Source organism: Paenibacillus amylolyticus, assembly GCF_036894225.1.
In the GTDB taxonomy this organism is placed as follows: domain Bacteria; phylum Bacillota; class Bacilli; order Paenibacillales; family Paenibacillaceae; genus Paenibacillus; species Paenibacillus amylolyticus.
Genome location: NZ_CP145892.1, coordinates 5100084 through 5118385, shown reverse-complemented (window position 1 = coordinate 5118385; position 18302 = coordinate 5100084). Strand labels below are relative to the sequence as shown.

19 protein-coding genes are annotated in these 18302 nt (G+C 43.7%); 10 read left to right on the top strand and 9 right to left on the bottom strand.

The window, feature by feature from the left end; all coding sequences use genetic code 11:
- Positions 1-153: 153 nt before the first annotated feature.
- Positions 154-1317 carry an iron-containing alcohol dehydrogenase gene (locus tag V6668_RS22650; RefSeq protein ID WP_036674351.1) on the top strand — a complete coding sequence of 388 codons (1164 nt, stop codon included), beginning with the start codon at positions 154-156 and terminating at the stop codon, positions 1315-1317.
- A gap of 154 nt (positions 1318-1471) precedes the next feature.
- Here the strand turns inward: V6668_RS22650 and V6668_RS22645 are convergent, their stop codons facing one another.
- Positions 1472-1897, bottom strand: a complete 426-nt coding sequence (locus V6668_RS22645) for a hypothetical protein (protein ID WP_338706812.1) — start codon at positions 1895-1897, stop codon at positions 1472-1474.
- Positions 1898-2173: 276 nt separating this feature from the next.
- On the opposite strand from V6668_RS22645, the gene V6668_RS22640 reads away from it, so the two are divergent.
- Positions 2174-4231, top strand: coding sequence for a methyl-accepting chemotaxis protein (locus tag V6668_RS22640; protein ID WP_338706810.1), 2058 nt, complete (start codon positions 2174-2176; stop codon positions 4229-4231).
- Between the two features lie 99 nt (positions 4232-4330).
- Here the strand turns inward: V6668_RS22640 and V6668_RS22635 are convergent, their stop codons facing one another.
- The 6 genes from V6668_RS22635 to V6668_RS22610 all read right to left on the bottom strand — a co-directional run bounded on the left by V6668_RS22635 (position 4331) and on the right by V6668_RS22610 (position 10936).
- Positions 4331-4717 carry a RidA family protein gene (locus V6668_RS22635; RefSeq protein ID WP_047843941.1) on the bottom strand — a complete coding sequence of 129 codons (387 nt, stop codon included), beginning with the start codon at positions 4715-4717 and terminating at the stop codon, positions 4331-4333.
- A 19-nt stretch (positions 4718-4736) separates the two neighbouring features.
- Positions 4737-6113 carry an amidase gene (locus V6668_RS22630; protein ID WP_338706808.1) on the bottom strand — a complete coding sequence of 459 codons (1377 nt, stop codon included), beginning with the start codon at positions 6111-6113 and terminating at the stop codon, positions 4737-4739.
- Between the two features lie 193 nt (positions 6114-6306).
- Positions 6307-7338, bottom strand: coding sequence for an ABC transporter substrate-binding protein (locus V6668_RS22625; RefSeq protein ID WP_338706807.1), 1032 nt, complete (start codon positions 7336-7338; stop codon positions 6307-6309).
- A gap of 34 nt (positions 7339-7372) precedes the next feature.
- Positions 7373-8239 (bottom strand): ABC transporter permease, encoded by an 867-nt coding sequence (locus tag V6668_RS22620; RefSeq protein WP_338706806.1) that lies wholly within the window; start codon positions 8237-8239, stop codon positions 7373-7375.
- The gene (locus V6668_RS22615; protein WP_036617567.1) at positions 8239-9015 is read right to left on the bottom strand and encodes an ABC transporter ATP-binding protein; all 777 of its coding nucleotides are present in this window, start codon (positions 9013-9015) and stop codon (positions 8239-8241) included. The genes V6668_RS22620 and V6668_RS22615 overlap by 1 nt, the downstream gene beginning before the upstream one ends.
- A 241-nt stretch (positions 9016-9256) precedes the next feature.
- Positions 9257-10936, bottom strand: a complete 1680-nt coding sequence (locus tag V6668_RS22610; protein WP_338706805.1) for a PucR family transcriptional regulator — start codon at positions 10934-10936, stop codon at positions 9257-9259.
- A 571-nt stretch (positions 10937-11507) separates the two neighbouring features.
- Here V6668_RS22610 and V6668_RS22605 point away from each other — a divergent pair.
- The 5 genes from V6668_RS22605 (at position 11508) to V6668_RS22585 (ending at position 14264) form a co-directional block, all read left to right on the top strand.
- Positions 11508-11840 (top strand): hypothetical protein, encoded by a 333-nt coding sequence (locus V6668_RS22605; protein WP_338706804.1) that lies wholly within the window; start codon positions 11508-11510, stop codon positions 11838-11840.
- A gap of 129 nt (positions 11841-11969) precedes the next feature.
- On the top strand, positions 11970-12614 hold the full coding sequence (locus V6668_RS22600) for a hypothetical protein (protein ID WP_338706803.1): 645 nt from the start codon (positions 11970-11972) through the stop codon (positions 12612-12614).
- 241 nt (positions 12615-12855) lie between these two features.
- A complete protein-coding gene (locus V6668_RS22595) occupies positions 12856-13368 on the top strand; it encodes a hypothetical protein (RefSeq protein ID WP_338706802.1) in 513 nt (170 codons plus the stop codon).
- An 85-nt stretch (positions 13369-13453) separates the two neighbouring features.
- On the top strand, positions 13454-13987 hold the full coding sequence (locus tag V6668_RS22590; protein ID WP_338706800.1) for a hypothetical protein: 534 nt from the start codon (positions 13454-13456) through the stop codon (positions 13985-13987).
- A gap of 73 nt (positions 13988-14060) precedes the next feature.
- The gene (locus V6668_RS22585; RefSeq protein WP_047843932.1) at positions 14061-14264 is read left to right on the top strand and encodes a hypothetical protein; all 204 of its coding nucleotides are present in this window, start codon (positions 14061-14063) and stop codon (positions 14262-14264) included.
- A 160-nt stretch (positions 14265-14424) separates the two neighbouring features.
- Here the strand turns inward: V6668_RS22585 and V6668_RS22580 are convergent, their stop codons facing one another.
- A complete protein-coding gene (locus V6668_RS22580) occupies positions 14425-15003 on the bottom strand; it encodes a hypothetical protein (protein WP_338706798.1) in 579 nt (192 codons plus the stop codon).
- Between the two features lie 411 nt (positions 15004-15414).
- Between V6668_RS22580 and V6668_RS22575 the strand changes: the two genes are divergently transcribed.
- Positions 15415-15885: an NUDIX hydrolase gene (locus V6668_RS22575; RefSeq protein WP_338706797.1), complete on the top strand. Its 471-nt coding sequence runs from the start codon at positions 15415-15417 to the stop codon at positions 15883-15885.
- Positions 15886-15999: 114 nt separating this feature from the next.
- A complete protein-coding gene (locus V6668_RS22570; RefSeq protein ID WP_338706796.1) occupies positions 16000-16425 on the top strand; it encodes a hypothetical protein in 426 nt (141 codons plus the stop codon).
- Between the two features lie 151 nt (positions 16426-16576).
- Here the strand turns inward: V6668_RS22570 and V6668_RS22565 are convergent, their stop codons facing one another.
- The gene (locus V6668_RS22565) at positions 16577-16939 is read right to left on the bottom strand and encodes an iron-sulfur cluster biosynthesis family protein (protein WP_017687018.1); all 363 of its coding nucleotides are present in this window, start codon (positions 16937-16939) and stop codon (positions 16577-16579) included.
- A gap of 287 nt (positions 16940-17226) precedes the next feature.
- Between V6668_RS22565 and V6668_RS22560 the strand changes: the two genes are divergently transcribed.
- On the top strand, positions 17227-18255 hold the full coding sequence (locus V6668_RS22560; protein ID WP_076328228.1) for a LacI family DNA-binding transcriptional regulator: 1029 nt from the start codon (positions 17227-17229) through the stop codon (positions 18253-18255).
- Positions 18256-18302 lie beyond the last annotated feature (47 nt).

Below are 18302 nucleotides of genomic sequence, written 5' to 3'. Positions count from 1 at the left end.
CAGGAGCTTTTTGGTCCAGGAAAACAGTGTTTAGCCATGACAGACTCCATACTCATCTGTTGTCTCCTTCTTGCCTGTATTTGTTTTTACGAATAAAGAGAACTATAATGGTGGATGCACAAAATTTCAGATTTCTTTGGAGGAACATACGTTATGAGATCTTTTCAGTTTTATAATCCGACCCGGCTGATTTTTGGCAAAGGGCAACTTCAAGCACTACAAACCGAAGTTCCAAAATACGGAAAGCGTATTTTGCTTGTATATGGTGGTGGAAGCATCAAACGTAGCGGGCTGTACGATCAGGTAATCAGCCAGTTGAATGAAATCGGAGCAGAGGTTACGGAACTGGCTGGTGTGGAACCGAACCCTCGTCTGTCTACGGTTCATAAGGGTGTAGAACTATGCAGAACACATAACATTGATCTGGTTCTTGCGGTTGGCGGCGGCAGTGTGCTTGACTGCGGGAAAGCCATCGCAGTAGGAGCCAAATACGATGGAGACATGTGGGATGTTGTTGTGCGCGAAGCAACCCCAGAAGGCGGCCTTCCACTGGGGACAATTCTAACGATGGCAGCGACAGGCTCCGAGATGAACAACGGTTCAGTAATAACCAATCAGGACACGCAGGAAAAATGGGCATGGTTCAGCGAGTATTCTTTCCCAGCGTTCTCCATTCTTGATCCGGAGTACACATACACCGTACCACTGGATCAGACAGTATACGGCATGGTAGACATGATGTCTCATGTGTTTGAACACTATTTCCATCTGGATACGAATACACCGGTCCAGCTTGGATTCTGTGAGACGATTCTTCGTACCGTTATTGATACGGCCCCTCGTCTGATTAAAGATCCAGAAAACTATGAACTGCGTGAAACCATTCTCTACTGCGGAACAATGGCGCTTAACGATGTCCTGAATATGGGTCTTGCCGGAGATTGGGCTTCTCACAATATAGAACATGCTGTATCGGCTGTGTATGACATTCCTCATGGGGGAGGTCTTGCAATCCTCTTCCCACACTGGATGAAGCATAATCTGGATGTGGATGTAGATCGATTCAAACGTATGGCCATTAATGTATTTGATATTAATCCTACTGGAAAGTCGGACAAACAAGTTGCTGAAGAAGGGATTGAAGCGCTGCGTACATTCTGGACTTCGATTGGTGCCCCTAGCCGTCTGGCGGACTATGACATCGACGACAGTCAGATTGACGTAATGGCTGATAAAGCTATGCGATTTGGTCCGTTCGGATTCTTCAAAAACTTGCAGCGTGAAGATGTAGTACAAATTTATCAAGCTGCACTGTAATTGTAAATCTAACAATCACTTTGTATAATGAGTCACATTAAACAAGGACCTTCCTGTAATACATAGGAACGTCCTTGTTTTTTTATTATGACATCATATCTTGTGCGCTCTCCCTTTTTTTCTAGGCTTCAATGTCATGTGATCGCTTTTCGAATTAATTCTTCGGTTCAACTACGGCTTCATTGACAGGGGTATCCTTTCGTTTCAGATACAACTTGCTTGGACGATGCAAGAGCACGATAAGCAGGGCAAAGAGATGAATCAGGGTGAACAGGTTACTCTCATTTGGAATGGAAACGAATAGCGCCAGACTCAGAAACGTCACGGTGAGCTTGAACTTTCTTTTGGTGATGAATATAACAGCAAGCAGGCTGGGACCGATGATAAACAACATTCTGGCTAAGATTACGCCAGAGGCGTAAGCCAGATCATCTCCTTTGCGTAAGAAACCCAGATAGGTCTCCAGGTTCTGGTTGAAGTCAATGAGGAACACGATAAAGGACACAATCACGTAGATCAGTTTTACACTCAACAAAATGCGCACGACATTTAATAGCGTAGGTAATGCTGTTTTTGCCATATCACTTCTCCTATTCGACATTTAATAAAGTAGGCATTTTCGGATTCAATGCGTTGTCCCTCTTCCTGCACGATATGTATTTCATATAGTATACGATGTTGATGTCATATTTTGTATTAACCCAAAGTCTTCATTTTCCAATCGTTTGCAGTGGCCTTTGACCTAGTATAACTGGCGAAACAGCTTACAGATTATTTGATATCGACCGATATAAAGTAGATACATAGAATTTGGACTTCATAATGATGAAAATGAAAATGGATGGTGAATGTAATCATGGTATTTAGCAAGGCAAGAGAACGCATGCGCAACATGTCGTTCAGAGTCAAACTGCCACTTATGATCAGTCTGCTGGTGTGTATCGTACTGGCGGTAACTGCAGTAGTATCCTACACTGTAGCGGCTGTCATCACACTCGACAAAAGCAAAGATGAGATTAAAGCAACCTCGGACCGGGTGGGGGCAGGTTTGTATGCTTCACTAAGTTTGGAAGAACAATCCACTTTTTTGATCACAACACATCGGACCTTCCAGGATTTGCTGGAGATTCGAAATACGGATGGACAGGAAGGTGAGAACTTTTTCTCGGAAAACAATGAGCTGCTGGATAAGGCAAGTGGTATTCTCGCGGACAGTCTGGCAGGTATGGAAGGTAACAACAGTCTGATTTTGTTGGATCGGAATGGCATTATTATTGCAGCGAATGATCCGGCAGTTATCAAGGCAGAACGCGGAGATCGGGCATATTTTCAAGAAGCAATTCAGGGTAAAAACGTGATTAGCGAAGGGATTGTAGCCAAGTCCTCAGGACAATTAGGTACGGCTTTTGCCATGCCAATCTACAATGAGAATCAAGAAGTACAGGGAGTGCTCGTATCTGCAGCATCCACCTCGTTCTTCGTTAATCAGCTACAAAATATCAATATTAATGATGAGGGAAAAGTGATCATTCTGGACCGTGTAGGTACGGTCATCTACGATTCAGCGGATGAGAAGTTGGCAGGCCAGAAGATGGAGTCCGGCGAATACCAATCATTGATAGATCTTGCTCCTGGCGCTGAACTGCAGCAAGGGGATATTAGCACAGATGAGAAAGTCGCGTATTACTCCAAAATCCCAAGATCCGACTGGACCGTCGTTGTTGAAGATAAACTGAGTGATGTGCAGAAACCTTTGCGTGCGATGGCAAAACAGATGTATATTGTTCTGTTTAGTGCTATTGCGGTTTCCGTCGTAGCGGGTATTCTGATCTCTTTGCTGGTAACCAGACCAATTACCAGACTAACTGTGTTGTTCAGACAGCTTGCTGACGGCGATCTGACGGTGCAGGCTCAAGGTAAATATAGCGGAGAATTCAAACAATTGGTGGACAGCTTCAATACCATGGCAGCAGGTAATAAACAGCTGATCTCCAGCATGAACCATTCCATCGGCATCCTGAAAACAAGTACATCCGAGCTGGAACAGTCCACTCAGCAAACTTCGACCACGATTGCCGAAACAACGACAACAGCATTTGAGATTTCACGAGCGATGGAGTCCCAGGCGAACGATACGGAAGCCATTGTGGACAAATTCATGAATGTTGGTAACAAGATTGCCAACGTGAATGGAATGTCGCAGGCAGTGAAGTTCAAGGCAGATGAAATTACGGATGCTTTCCAAAATAATCATGAAGTTATTGATGCACTCATTGCGGTGAACGGACAGAACGAGATTGAAGTTGGTAACATCTCCAAAATTACAGTGCAACTCGCCGAAAGCTCCTCCGGCATTCACCAGATTACAGGTACGATTGCCGAGATCGCAAATCAGACGAAATTACTTGCGTTGAATGCCTCAATCGAGGCGGCGAGAGCTGGTGATCAGGGACGTGGCTTCGCAGTCGTTGCTTCTGAGATCCGCAAGCTGGCAGAGCAGACGACAGCTCAATCGGAGGATATCAACCGAATTGTGATGCAGACCATTGATCACGTGGAGCAGAATAACCGGAGTGTTCAGGCTATTGAAGCGATTGCGGAACAGCATAAGAGTAGCGTTAGCCAGACGAAGGAGACATTCAATTTTGTCACCGAGAATATGAATGAGATGATGAGCCAGGTTCAAGCTATTGCCACAGAGATCGAATCCATTGAACGTGATAAGGATGACGTCATTGGGGCGGCACAGAACTTGTCTGCTTCCGGTGAAGAGGTGTCGGCTTCTGTTGAGGAAGTCACAGCAACAATGCAGGAACAGTCCGGCATGACGGAACATTTGACAGATATGGTGCAGAGAATTGATGGACTGACCAAACAACTTGCCGAAGAAGTATCTCGCTTCAAAACAAAATAGGAATACGAAAAGAAACCCTTTTCTCAAAAGAGAACCGGGTTTCTAGAACAAAAAGAGCACCTGTACCCATCTATGGCTACAGGTGCTCTTTGGTGTGTGTTACTCTCCTCGAATGGAAGGCGCATACGCCAGCACTTCCATTTCAATTAAATAAGGGCCTAAACCGCTGAATACGGTAATACGGGCGGGATAGGGTTGTTTAATCATTCGCGCATACACTTCGTTGTATTCGGGTTGATCCTCGACTCGGGCCAGATGAGTGGTTACCTTCACAATATGATCGAGTGTAAGTCCGGCTTCTTGCAGGATCACCTCAATATTACGAATGCACTGCTCCGTCTGCTCCTTAATGCCGCCAATGGGCTCAAGCGTCTGTGGATCGACACCTACCTGACCTGCGACGTAGAGGAAATCTCCTGCGCGGACAGCATGGGAGAAAGGAAGCGGGAACTTGGGTGCTGCACTTGCATGTATGATGGTAGACATCGTAGCGGTCATTCCTTTCCTAATGAATGTGTATGATTGGTGTTAACTGATGCCAGTTCGTAGCCTGCTGATAATGATGAGCGATGGACAACAGGCGGTCTTCTCGCATGAGTGGACCAGCAAGCTGCATGCCGATAGGTAATTGCTTCCCTGAGGTGGTATCAAACCCGATGGGTACGGTGATGGACGGTAGACCCGTATTGGTGAACGGTCCGTTAAAAATCGGGCTCCCCGTCTTGTAGCCGTATGGGGCCACATAGGGTGTTGATGGAGTCAATAACACATCCACTTCATCGAAAAGCATCATCATCTCGCTCCGGAATATCGTTCGGATGCGTTGTGCCTGCAAATAATCAACGGCACTCGTCTGGTAACCGAGTTCAAGCTGCTCCCGCATCGTGTGGCCGTAACGATCAGAGGCTTCCGCGAAGCGTTCCTGATGGAAGGCGGCAGCTTCTGCCCGCATAACCGTACGATGAGCAGCAATGGTCTCTTCCATATAAGAGGGCAGGTCAACTTTCTTCCATTGCATGCCCAGCTTCTCAAGCACAGCGATTGCCGACTCTACCGCTAACAAGATCGCTGGTTCATCGGTTTGGAAGAAGTTGCTCGGTAGCCCGATTACCATTTCTGAAATAGGATGCTCAAGAGCACTTGTTAAGTCTGGCTTGCCATAAGGAAGCGTGAAGGAGTCCAGCTCATCTTGCCCGGCCATTGCTTCCAGAACGATTGCGTTATCTTGTGCGGACCGAGTGAATGCGCCAATATGATCCAGGCTCCAACTGGCTGTGATGACACCATTACGGCTAACTCTGCCGTAAGTGGGTTTCATACAGGTTAATCCGTTGTAAGCTGCGGGTCTAAGCAGAGATCCAAAGGTCTGTGTCCCGAGCGTGAAGGAAGCCATGCCAGCCGCTACTGCAGCGGCAGAGCCGGAGCTGGAACCGCCCGGGGTATGTTCTAAATTCCATGGGTTGCGGGTTGGTGGTTCTCCTCCCTGAAAGGCGTATTCCGTCGTTGTTGTCTTGCCGAGCAGGATAGCTCCTGCAGCTTGCAACTTATCAATCACTGTTGCATTCGTTCCGGGTACGAAGTCTGGAAAGGTACTTGATCCAGCGGAGGTGCGTATGCCAGCGGTATGGATAATGTCTTTGGCTCCATAGGGAATACCATGCAGAGGACCGAGATATTCGCCATTCATCAGTTTTTGTTCAGACTCTCTTGCGGCCTGCAAAGCCTGTTCGGCGGTGACCGTAACAAAGGCTTGCACAGAAGGCTCTACTTTCTCAATGCGATTCAAATAGGATTTTGTAAGCTCGACAGGAGATATCAACTTATTTTTAATCAGTATTGCGGCTTCAGCAATCGTCAGCTCGTTAAGTGGTTTCGTAATCATCGCAGAGGCACGCTCCTATGCGGGGGATTGGGCCCTACTTCTTCTGGCAACTTGAAGTTTCGAATCAGCTCCAAGTCTGTTGTAAATAGGGCAAGCTCCTCGCTTGTAATAACTCCGTCCGCATATTTGGCGCTTTCTGTACGGCGGTGTGTGAGATATTCGTCCTGGTTCAGAGTAATCACCCTTTCTCTCTCTATTTGGTGGTGAAGCTTGAATCGATAATCTCCTCGTAAGCGAGGTCTTCCTTCAGATTGCCGATGAAGCGTTGCATATCGATTGCGGTCTCGAATGCTGATTCATTGATGAGTCCTTCCGCAGGATATACCTTGCTGTCGATCATGCGTTGTACCGCTTGCTCCACGACGTTTTTGTCCAGATTCGGGAATTCCTTCACGGCAACTGCTTTTGCGCCTTCAGGATTCGATTGAATGTAGTCCAGGGCTTGTTCAATAGAGGTGACAAAGCGCTGGGTGAGATCAGGATTTTTTTCAATGAAACTTGCGGTTGTATTCATCGTTGCAAAGGCAAAGTCAGGGTAATCCTTTGTGAAATCATGGACAATATGCAGTCCTTCTGCAATGCCTTGATCCAGCTGAGGTTCGTAAACGATAGCAATATCGGCTTTGCCAGCTAATACAGCACCAAGCTCGGAGCCATTCTGAACCTCGGTGATCGTCACATCCTTGTCGATATCGATGTTATTGTCAGCGAACAGCTTCCGCAGTAAGCTGTTCGAACTTGTAGGTGCCAAACCCACCACGATGGTTTTACCTTTGAAATCCGCTGTCGAGTTCACGGTTACTCCTTCTCGCGCAACTGCCCAGACTGGGGCACTGCCGGATAGAAGGACCAGTGAGCGAGCATCTCCGCCCTTTGCATTAGCAAATGCGACATGCTCAGGACCGTGGAAGGAGAACGCCGACTCGCCTGAGATCACCGAAGACAATGCTGTTGGACCGCTTCCGGCAGCACGTATGGAAGAGAGCTCAATGCGATTCTCCTTTAGAAAACCTTGGTTGTTCGCTACATACAAGGGAAGGTAGAGCAGGTTGTGATACACCTCGGAGACCATAATTTTGTCCACCTGCGTATTTGCTTGCCCCCCGCTATTAGATGCACCTGCACCACTCGCGGGTGTTGTGGCATTGCTTCCGCATGCACTGAGCAGTGTAGTCAAAATAACCGTCATCGTTGCTAGAAAAGCTATCTTTTTGAATGTACGCATTAGTCATCAGTCCCCTTTAATCGTTGTAGGTCAGCTATACAGATGTGGATTTGCTGCTGGTCTTGTTGTCATTCCATGGAAGGAGACGGGATTCGATATAACCGACACAGGTGTAGAGGAGCATGGCGACCAGCATAAGCATGAACACGCCGACCCATACGGCCGGAAGGTTGAACAGGTTACCTTCGACGAATACCATGTGTCCAAGTCCTTTATCTGAAGAGATGAATTCTCCACCTACAACAGACACCAGTGCCAAACCGATATTGATCCGGAAGGCTGAGATGATCCATGGCAGAGAGGAAGGAATGATAATTTTGCGGAAAATTTGTGATTTCTTTGCACCGAAGGATTTCATTAGATTAATCTGGGATTCGTCGATTTGATGCGTCGCTTGGTAGGCGGATAATAGCGCGACGATAAATGTCGCCACGGAGGCCAGAGCAATCTTGGAGAAGATGCCTGAACCAAACCAGATGATAATCATGGGAGCAAGTGCGATCTTCGGAATACCATTCATCGCTACAATGAATGGATCGAGTACACGGGCAACGGACTTGGAATACCACATGAGTAGTCCTGCCAATGAGCCAATTAAGCTTCCGGCTACAAAGCCGATAACGGTGGCATTTACCGTTGCAAACGCGTCTGTAAGCAGTTGTCCTGAGCTAGCCATGGTGATGGCGGCATCAAGAATGGCGCTTGGTGATCCCATGAGGAATCCGTTAACGAGTTTCAAGCGAACAGCGGATTCCCAGATCACCAGGATGACCGCTACAATAATGAACCGCCACAGCATCGTCATCAGCCATTCTTTGGAGAAGGTGGGCTGTCTGCGTTTGCTTTTCGCAACTCCAGCAGGCTTTCCGGCAAGGGTAATTTCAGGTGATGTGCTCTTCATTAGCTGATCCTCCCCATTTGGATATCAAGCTCTGACCAGATCGATTCAAAATATTGTTTAAACTTCTGGTCGGAGCGGGCTTTCAGTGCTGAGCCATATTGCGAGGCGAGACCAATGTCATACACCTGCTTCACAGTTGTTGGTCGTTTACTCATAACGGCAATGCGGTCGGAGATGGCGATGGCTTCCTCAATGTCATGCGTGATCAGGACGCCTGTCTTGCCCTCGGATTTCAGGATAGACAAGATCTCATCTTCCAGAATGAGTCTGGTCTGATAATCAAGTGCGGAGAAGGGTTCATCCAGTAATATAATATCGGGCTGGGTAACGAGGGTACGAATGAGGGCTACACGTTGGCGCATACCACCTGATAGTGTGGAGGGATAGGCTTCTGCGAATGAGGCCAGGCCATAGCGATCCAGATAATCCATGGCAATATCGCCGCGATCCTTTTTGGACATGCCCTTCACTTCCAAGCCTAGCGTGACATTGTCCAGGATGCTTCTCCAAGGAAGTAACAGGTCCTTCTGCATCATATAACCGACATGCCCGGTGGTCTGATCGATCTCTTCGCCACAGACGATAACCTTCCCATTTGTCGGCTTAAGCAGACCTGCGATAATATTGAAAATCGTACTTTTGCCGCAACCGCTCGGTCCCACGATACTGAAGAACTCCTGTTTCTTGATTTGCATCGAAACCTCAGCCAGGACCTGAATATCTTCTCCGGTTGCACTGACAAATGATTTGGATACGCCTTGTATCTGTATAGCCATGATAGGTAGCCCCTTTCCAACAGCCTGATGTTTTTTCGTTTCTCGATGTAATTCGATGTTAATTAACATGACATTAATGAATATATTCCTAATCATATAGACTGTTTGCATCATTGTCATTAGTTACTCTGAACATAAAAATAGAATTAAATCAGTTAAAATGCACAAATGAAGATTGAACGTGAATTGAATATGAAAAGAAAACAAAAGAACGTGTCATTATACATGACACGTTCTCGATTTAAGACGTATGATTAGCTTCACTAGGAGCTGGATTAACATTCAAAAGGGACTCAAGTGCGAAGGCAAGTCGGAAGCGAAGGCTCTCCATTGGGTCCTTAATGTTCCTGCCGGTTAGTTTCTCGCATTTCTCCAACCTATAGATCACTGTATTGCGATGTACAAAGAGCTCTTTCGCTGTATCGACGATCTGGCAATGATTCTCATAGAAGGAGGACAAGGTTTTCATCAGTTCGCTGCGCTCGTTTGGATCTCGGTCGTTGAAGGGCTTAAAGGTTTCTTGATGGAACTGCAGCATCTCATCGTGGGGAATCATGCGCAGCAGACGGCTTATATCCATGGTTTGATAGGAATGAGCGAAGCGGGTCTTTCGCATCTGATAACCGGATTGGAGCGCCTTGACTGCTTCTTTGTAGGAGAGTCCAATATCCAATACATTCGTGTAGGAATTACCTATGCCGAAGGATAGGCTGAGCTGCGACTCTGTATACAGATTGATCGCCATCCGCTCAAGCTGCTGAACAACGGTGTGTTCGTCCCAAGACGATTCAGCCAAAAAAACGAGTATGCCGAACTGGTCGTTCTTAGTAAACATGACAAAGGAGAGATCCAATCTGGCGAATTCCTGTTTAATCAGCTCATAATTAGCGTCTCGTTCCGAGATGAATCGCTCTTCCCCAGAGGGAGTAGAGTTCTGCTTAGGTATGCCCGCTAAGGATTCATCCTTTTTGGCGATGATCAGAACGGAACTTCCTTTGGCTTGCAGCCCATATTTCTTGCCGCGATGCAGCGCTTCTTGTTCCGAACGAATGAAGCCCTGAATGAGATCGGAGAAATATTCATTTTTGTAACGGCGGGAGCGCTCCTTGACGGCTTGCTTCTTGGTTAACTCCAGACCGATCACATTGACCGCTTGTTCCAGTGCTAGAGTGGAGAGCTTAGAGCTTGCGGAACTGTCGTATAGTGCGATCAAATAACCCTCGTGCCGATCCGTGAAGATGGGATGAAGCTCGGCATGTCGATATTTATCAGCAGTAAGCAGGCAGATCGAGATTGCGGTATGGAAGGAAGGGTGCTCATCTATAAAAGTCAGTAAGGGCGCGGCGAGAGACTGGTGATCCATCTGTTGTGCATAATGGGAGCTTGCCGTAATCTGCTTCTTCGAACCAAGCAGAAGTACAGGTGAGGATAGCAACTGAGACAACGTATCTACGATGGATGGTATGCCTTTTCCCTGCATCACCATCGTGGAAAATTGCTTGTGAATAGACAAGGCGTAGTGGAGCTCATGGGTTTTGTTCTGAAGGATGGCACTGATCGAATGTTGAAATATCTCACCGAGTGTATTGTCTATCTCAGACAGCTCGATGATCGGGAAGCCCAACCTGTCGGCCGTTGCAAGCAGTTGCGGAGATAATTCAAGAGAGAAACGCTGTGTCTTGACAGCAAGCGCTGCACAACCAATTGCATGCATGTCTGTAATGAATGCAAGATGCGCATCAGGGCGGTCCTTCAGGATATAACCGTTGGTCAGCAGCATATCTCCCGGCTTCAGGAATTGTACAATATCTGGGGCATCCATAATATTAATTGATTGCACCAAGCGATTAAGGCCGCGATGTCCGGCAATAACCTTTGCTTTGGAGAGAATGGGGATAGTCAATAACTGTTGCAGATCCATCTTCAACCCACTCGCTTTCATAATGATATGTTATAAAATCTAACATTAAGTGAGGTGGGCGTAAAGAAGTGTTTGGATAAAGAGGTTGAAAGATAGATGTAAACAAATTTCTCATAAATATAAAAACTTTCCAATAATTCAATGCGTTATACTAAATAGATCTAAAGAAAGTTTGATCGCTATTACCAACTCTATCACTAAAAAGGAGTCCTCAATCCATGAAAGGAAAAAGAATAGTATCGCTTTTACTTGCCAGTGTTGTTGCTGGTTCTATTAGGGTATGAAATTGTGTAAAGCAAACAAATCAACACAGATGAAGTTCAATTTTATGTAGTTCAAAAGTATTCAGGACAAGGATATGAACAGTCACCACCACTTCCATATAAAATTTTCAAAAGCGAAAATGGATGGAAGGTTTTAGTAGAGCCACTAGAAATCAATACATTGACAGGTGAAGTCACTAAAGGTACACCGATTCACGCTTTGCAGTATACAGATCAGTAGTTGTTTTATCTGGTTTCTACTAAAACACAGGTCCCATTCTATAGAAACGATTGAGGAGTGACCACCAATGAAAAAATTCTTTATCAGTACGGCATTATTAATGACTGTTTCGGCAGTGACTGCTTTAAGTATTTATGCGAGTAATTATTATGATGATGCTAAAGCGGATAATCCAAACTATCCGGATTTTGGTCCTGCAGTAAAATTATCAGAAGAGGAAATTAATAGAGCTCTAGAAAATGTCAGTAGTATAACGACTTCTTTTGGAACATTTAATAGGGTACCCGAGAAAGACGCCTTCATTTCCGAAAATGAAACGGTGGATAACTTAGATCATTTAACTGCTGATACCAAACAGATTCTTTCTCACGGTAATTACTTTGTAAAAAGCGATTCCTAGAATGAATTTTTCAGAAAATTAAGCTCGGAAAGGCGGTGTAGCAATGCCAGCGACCTGGACATTTAATGCAAATAAAAAGAGACATTCTCCCTTTTAAGAAACAATCTTATACAAGGGGATGGTTGTACAATGAAAATTTCAGACCGACTATTAAGACAATATCTAGATCACGTTTATTGGATATGTGGAGGCCCTTGCGGCGGCAAAAGCACGATGACAAAGTTACTTTCTTCAAAATGGGAACTGAATTATTATTCCTCAGATGACCACACTTTCGATTATCAAAAAAAGGCTAATCGGCAGGATCATCCAGCAATTTTGCGACACTTCATTGATTGGGAATGGTTCTTTTTAGGGAGTGGGAACGATAGAAGTCACTGGTTGAATTCAGTGTTTGATGAAAGCGTTGAGTTTATTATTTTGGATTTGTTACAGATGGGGAAAGAGAAGCCAATCGTAGTAGATACTTTTATGGAACCTGCTTATCTAAGGGAGATTGTTAACCCCAACCGTGTTGTTTATATGTTTGCAGAAGATGACCTAATTCGAGCGGAGTATCTGGATCGAGATCATCTGAGAGGCATGGAGGATGTGTTCCCTAATTTATCAGATCCACAACGTGCACGGGACGAAACATTAAACACGGTGGTTCGAGCATCGAATCATTACCTGCAACAAGCAGAGCAGTATCAATTAAAATGGTTTATGAGAACATCTCAGTCCAATAAAGATCAGATGTTATTGGAAGTTGAAAAGCATTTCGGTTTTCGATGATACTGAAGTATCAAATGATATCAGTCGTCATTTGTTACACTAAAAGTATACGGTAGCTCAATAAACCTCAGACAGCAGTCGATCAACCTGATCGGCTGCTTTTGTTCAGCAACGGGAAGGTAACTCAATGCCATCTTGTGAATTACAGGTGTAACTTTTATTGATTGATAGCGTTGTTAACAACGAGGAACCTCTTATAGGTTTTTAGAATAACTAATAAAAGAATACGAGGAATGAAGTAATGAAGAAAAAGAGACTATTTTTTACTGTTGTATCATTAGCTTTAACAACAGCGACCGTAACTGCCTGTGATTCAACAAGTCCAACTCATGAGAATATGTCTAATCCAAAAACTGGTGTATTATCAAGAAAGTCCGAAAGTACAACCCTTTCTAAGTCTTTAAGCGAACAAGAGAGCAAACCGTCCCACTTTATTGCTTCTGGAGGCGCAACGGTAAAGCAACCCTTTTCCGTAAATCCGGAATTTATACATATAAAACTGCTTATGAAAAACAATAGTAGCCATGAAGTCAATGTTAGTTTAACGCACTTAGATACTAGTAAATTGTATTTCGCTAGAACGATTGCTCCCGGGGAATCTTTGAATTGGATAAATAGTAAAGAAGGTTTCACACAGGGTATGAGTACTGGAGACTACTTGCTTCAATGGAGTGGTGGCGGTTATCGCGTTGAAGGGGAACTATGGGGATCAGCTGGTGCAGACCCGGACGAAACTGTTCATCTAACTTATTGAACTAACGGGCAGGTTAGTGTAAGGACAATGGAATAATATACTATCTCATATAGAATACTTTATCTTTAAAAGGGAGGGGAACACATTGCATAATATGATGAATAAGAGAAAATTTATTGAGATGACAGTTAAAGAACAACATTCTGTAGTATTTAAAGTTAATAATCGAGATGAATTTTTCCGTGGTGTTGCTAAAGAATTAAAGGAAGACTACCTATTTGTTGAAACAGAAGAAGGTAAAAACTTTAAATTTAAAATGGATGATATCATTGAGATTTATGCTATCAAGTCTTCATCTCCAAAGCATAGTGCTATCCAATCCCACAGTTTGATGAAAGGTAGCAAGGATGACCTTGAAAGACTTGTACTCCAGTTTGGAAGTTTAAATGACGATGTAAAGAAACAAATTACCTCTTCTTTATCAAAAGTGCTTAGTAAGCAAGTGATCATTTCGAAAATGGATATAACTTCATACAATGTATCTGAAATTGAAATGATTACTAACACGATAAATGGATATCTACTCACTATTAAAACACTGGATATTCGTTCCGAATTTTTCGAATCATACAACCGAAAGACTTGTTTTGGGAAAGGGCTAGATCACAATCAAGAATAGCCTAAGGGAGGAAAAATTATAAACGCTAAAATAGCAGGTCGGGAACTGTCAAAAATCCCTGGGAGGTGAGTATGTGAAAGAAGGAATTAAAAATGTTCTGTTAGGTACTGTAGTTTTTGTTGTTGGCTTTTCCATTATTCTGCTTCTTACAAGCTCCGATATTGAAGCTGAACTTACATATTATGCTGCCATAGCATATGCTCTTTTATACTTAGCCAGTGTTATATCTGTTTGCACTGCCGTACTCCTGAAAAAGATGACTCAATTAAAAAAGTGAAATTACTCTTAAGCTAGCGGGAAACGTTAGCTGAATAAAACAAAGAAAGCAGCCGATCATTTTTGATTGGCTGCTTTTATTCAACTAATGGGCAGTTTAGTTCAATAAGTGCCATTAATTCCCATAGAGCTACAAGAAGCAATTTATCCTAATGTCCGTATTACACTAAGCGCTTTATTGCTCTTTTTAAAGTAGTATTCCAAGGTCTTGATTCAATCAATTCAATTCCATTCCTCTTACAGGTATCTGCTATCCAATCTCCATACGATATACTTACTTCAGCTCTATCATGTTGTAATTTGCCACCTTCTCTTGCTAAATAATTCTGCACTATTTGATTTTTATCTGATTCATGTACAAATATTGATTTCACCTGTGGGTTATCAAAAGATAATGTTAATTCGGGATAGATAAAATCGCCTTCAATAATGATAGGTAATTTATCTTCAATATGCCGGTTTGCAAGCTCTTTTAATACTGGAACCATTTCTTTGCTGACATCAATCAGCCAGTTTACCGTGCCGTCAACTCCAAAGTATTTCCCATCTATATCAGAATCCCAATAATGAATTACAGGAAAATGCTCCTTTGTTGTAACTGTTTTTACGGATAGGTGAACATCATCTACTTCCAAGACATTCACACCATAATATCGAGCAATCTCATAAGCAATACTTGATTTACCTATTCCTGATGCTCCACCAATAAATAAAACTGTCCAGTTTCTATGACTATTCATTTTGCCAACCTCATTTATATCATCGATTATTTTAATGATTATGTAGTTGTTCAATATTATTCTACTTATTCCCTTTTTCTCTCACATCAAATTTCAAAACGGCACACTGAGAGACCATGAATCAAAGGTGAATACTTTATTAGACGAAAGTTGGTAAATGAGCAAAATTATATACTTGACTTTAAAGTACTATAGTGGGTATTATTTCCATATATTGATGATTAGGAGAATGGCCTATGTTGATTTTAGAATTAAAACAATTTCACCATCATGAAAAGCGTTAATCCATTCCTAAAAAAATTTGGGATGGGTTAACGCTATTCGCGCTTCCCATCCTGTGATATATGACGCGCAGGACTTAGGTCTAGCGCGTTTTTTTATTTTTGTTACAAAAGAAATGGAGGAGTAAAAATGGCAATCATGACAGATTCAAGAGGTAACATTTTTTTGGAATTTATTCGTATCGAGTACGATAAGGTCATTACAAGCACACTGGATGCTCCACTAACACATGCTCTAATTGTGGTGAAGTGCCAAGGAAAGTATCTATTCATGCATAATAAGTGGAGAAACAACTGGGAACTTCCGGGTGGTATTATTGAAGCTGGAGAGAATGCGGAGCAATGTGTAATTAGAGAATTGTTTGAGGAAACCAATCAAAATATGGATACGACTGAATTCAAAGGGCTAATGAAGTTTAGACTCCAGCCAAGTTTTCATGGACCCGAACGGACGGAGTATGGAGCTCTGTTCATGGGTGAATTGTGCCAACTTGATGATTTTGTTGAAAACGATGAAGCTTCTTCCATTATCCTATGGGATGGTACATCGGAGATTGGTGATATCGCAGAAATAGATAAGAAGTTAATTGAATTCGTGTGATATATGATTGAACTAACAGTAAACGATAGTTCAGGAGAATCAAGGAACAAATTGAGCAACCCTTTCTATACATCATTCGTTAGAATATGAAAGAGGTGATATGAAATTAATAAAATGAGTAATAACATCTTAATGTTGGTATTAGTGGTATCCATGATATTTGCGGGATGTTCACCAAAAGAAAAAAATGAAGATACAATTACTGAACGTGTAGTAACATCTGATTTTATTCTCGAAGTAACAACACCAACAGTTTTAAGTACGGGTGAGATATTGAAAGTAAAAGGAACATTAAAATATACAGGTATTAAACCTGTTGAAGTATCTCATGGAGAACCAATCATTCGTTTTTCCTTCTCCGGTAGTAACGAGCAGCGTAATTATGCGGATGTGGGATATGTAACTGAGTTTAAGTCAGGTCAAGTGGTTGAGGTTGAAGATGAGTGTATAGTAACCAAAAAAGGGAAACAAAACCTCATTGTGGATATGACCGCGGATATCTCTATGACCATGAACTCAATTGAAATTGTTGTGAAGTAATCTTAGTAATATTTAACTGACAACAAACGTTAGCTCACATGAAATGTTTACGAAAATAATGCCTAATAAACTCATTAGAAATGATAAAAAACCTCCCGTCCCGCATGACATCTGGGCTTGGGAGGTTTTGATTATAGTGCTAATTAAACGTTTATCGTACAAACCATCCAGTGGGCTGAGGGGCTACGTCTGCGGTATCTCGTAAATCATGGACTTTGACATTACTGCCATAGATCATGGAATCGCTGCTCAGTCGGAATGAAGGGAAACTGTGCTCGGATTGCAGACGCAGAGACGGTTCAAAGTAAATCTGCTGCTGTTTGTTGATTACAAAGGGAAGCGACCCCGCTTCTACGGTAACATCATCGCTATCCGGCTCGTTTAAGATCAGAAGTACCGCAATTCCGTCACAACCGCATCCATCGGTATCATAAAACAATTTGAAATAGCCTGGTCGATCTCCCAGCTTTTCAGTAAGTCTTGCTTCTGCCAGCGGACTGACTTGAATGATCATGACGTTGTTCACACTCCTCTAATCTCCAATGAATTCGCTTACAATTTAATATATGGACCATAAACGCAGATTAGAAGGTGAAATAAAGAAAAGCAAACATGTCCTGTATATATTGACGCTAATGCGTAATGCAAAGAATAATTTACGTATGAATGTTATACCCGGAATTTCTATGGGTTCAGTGTGAAATCATTCGCCCGTCAATGAAACCCATTTCATCGCCATTCCTTATCTGGTATGATAAGCAGGGAAAATAGGGAAAATTAGAGAAAAAGGAAGGTTCCGCTATGACACCGATCACCATATACGACATCGCCAAAGAAGCAAATGTATCTGTAGCGACGGTCTCCCGGGTACTGAATGATACGGCACCTGTGCGTGCAAGCACCCGAGAGAAGATTATGTCCATCATTGAAAAACACCAGTTTCAGCCCAACGCGCAGGCGCGCAGTCTGATCAAGAAAGAGACGGGCACTATTGCCATCATCCTGCCGGACATTACCAATCCCTTCTTCCCGGAAGTGTTCTGGGGCGCGGAGAATGAGGCTCGCGGATTGGGGTATACCTTCTTTCTGTGTAATACCGCAGGCGACTATAACAGGGAATCTGAATATTTGTCCATCCTACGAGAGAAGCGGGTAGACGGGATTATTTTTCTCGGCGGGCGTATTAACATGCAGGTCTGTCCGGATGACATGGCGCAGGAATTGATTGATATGGGCAAACGTATGCCAATCGTTCTGGTCAATGGCAATATTGCCAAAGGCGGGTTCCACCGGGTGTACACGGATGAAGGTGCAGGGGCAGCCCTTGCAGCGGAGCATTTGCTTGAACTGGGGCATCGCGATATCGCCTTTGTTGGCGGCCTGAAAGAGTTATCCACCACCATGGTCAAGGTCAGAGCTGTGCAGAAAAAACTTCGCGAGCATGGGCTCGAAATCCCGAAAGAGCGTCAGCTCCTCGGCAGTTTCTCCATCGACGACGGCAAACGGGAGATGTCCAAACTGCTGGATCGTGACAATCCGCCCACCGCAGTCATCTGCGTCAATGACAATACAGCGATTGGTGCCATTAAGTCAACGATTGAGCATGGGCTCTCGATTCCGAAGGATATATCCATTGTGGGTTATGATGATACGCCGCTCGCCAGTGCCGTTATACCGGAACTGACAACCGTATCCCAGAACACGTATCAGCTTGGCAAACAGGCTGTAGATGTGCTGCATGAGTTGATTAACCAAGGCAAACCGAAGAAGCAGATCGTTCTGCAACCGGAGCTAATTGTGCGTCAAAGTACAGGACCTGCTGCAAGATAAAGGGCCTGTAATTGGAAAAGAAAGCGTTGACATTTTCTCAAAGGGTG

What these genes read in the sequence shown, in the direction of transcription:
- V6668_RS22650 (WP_036674351.1), top strand. Translation starts at nt 154, where the DNA reads ATGAGATCTTTTCAGTTTTATAATCCGACCCGGCTGATTTTTGGCAAA.
- V6668_RS22645 (WP_338706812.1), bottom strand. Translation starts at nt 1,897, where the DNA reads ATGGCAAAAACAGCATTACCTACGCTATTAAATGTCGTGCGCATTTTG.
- V6668_RS22640 (WP_338706810.1), top strand. Translation starts at nt 2,174, where the DNA reads ATGGTATTTAGCAAGGCAAGAGAACGCATGCGCAACATGTCGTTCAGA.
- V6668_RS22635 (WP_047843941.1), bottom strand. Translation starts at nt 4,717, where the DNA reads ATGTCTACCATCATACATGCAAGTGCAGCACCCAAGTTCCCGCTTCCT.
- V6668_RS22630 (WP_338706808.1), bottom strand. Translation starts at nt 6,113, where the DNA reads ATGATTACGAAACCACTTAACGAGCTGACGATTGCTGAAGCCGCAATA.
- V6668_RS22625 (WP_338706807.1), bottom strand. Translation starts at nt 7,338, where the DNA reads ATGCGTACATTCAAAAAGATAGCTTTTCTAGCAACGATGACGGTTATT.
- V6668_RS22620 (WP_338706806.1), bottom strand. Translation starts at nt 8,239, where the DNA reads ATGAAGAGCACATCACCTGAAATTACCCTTGCCGGAAAGCCTGCTGGA.
- V6668_RS22615 (WP_036617567.1), bottom strand. Translation starts at nt 9,015, where the DNA reads ATGGCTATACAGATACAAGGCGTATCCAAATCATTTGTCAGTGCAACC.
- V6668_RS22610 (WP_338706805.1), bottom strand. Translation starts at nt 10,936, where the DNA reads ATGGATCTGCAACAGTTATTGACTATCCCCATTCTCTCCAAAGCAAAG.
- V6668_RS22605 (WP_338706804.1), top strand. Translation starts at nt 11,508, where the DNA reads ATGAAAAAATTCTTTATCAGTACGGCATTATTAATGACTGTTTCGGCA.
- V6668_RS22600 (WP_338706803.1), top strand. Translation starts at nt 11,970, where the DNA reads ATGAAAATTTCAGACCGACTATTAAGACAATATCTAGATCACGTTTAT.
- V6668_RS22595 (WP_338706802.1), top strand. Translation starts at nt 12,856, where the DNA reads ATGAAGAAAAAGAGACTATTTTTTACTGTTGTATCATTAGCTTTAACA.
- V6668_RS22580 (WP_338706798.1), bottom strand. Translation starts at nt 15,003, where the DNA reads ATGAATAGTCATAGAAACTGGACAGTTTTATTTATTGGTGGAGCATCA.
- V6668_RS22575 (WP_338706797.1), top strand. Translation starts at nt 15,415, where the DNA reads ATGGCAATCATGACAGATTCAAGAGGTAACATTTTTTTGGAATTTATT.
- V6668_RS22570 (WP_338706796.1), top strand. Translation starts at nt 16,000, where the DNA reads ATGAGTAATAACATCTTAATGTTGGTATTAGTGGTATCCATGATATTT.
- V6668_RS22565 (WP_017687018.1), bottom strand. Translation starts at nt 16,939, where the DNA reads ATGATCATTCAAGTCAGTCCGCTGGCAGAAGCAAGACTTACTGAAAAG.
- V6668_RS22560 (WP_076328228.1), top strand. Translation starts at nt 17,227, where the DNA reads ATGACACCGATCACCATATACGACATCGCCAAAGAAGCAAATGTATCT.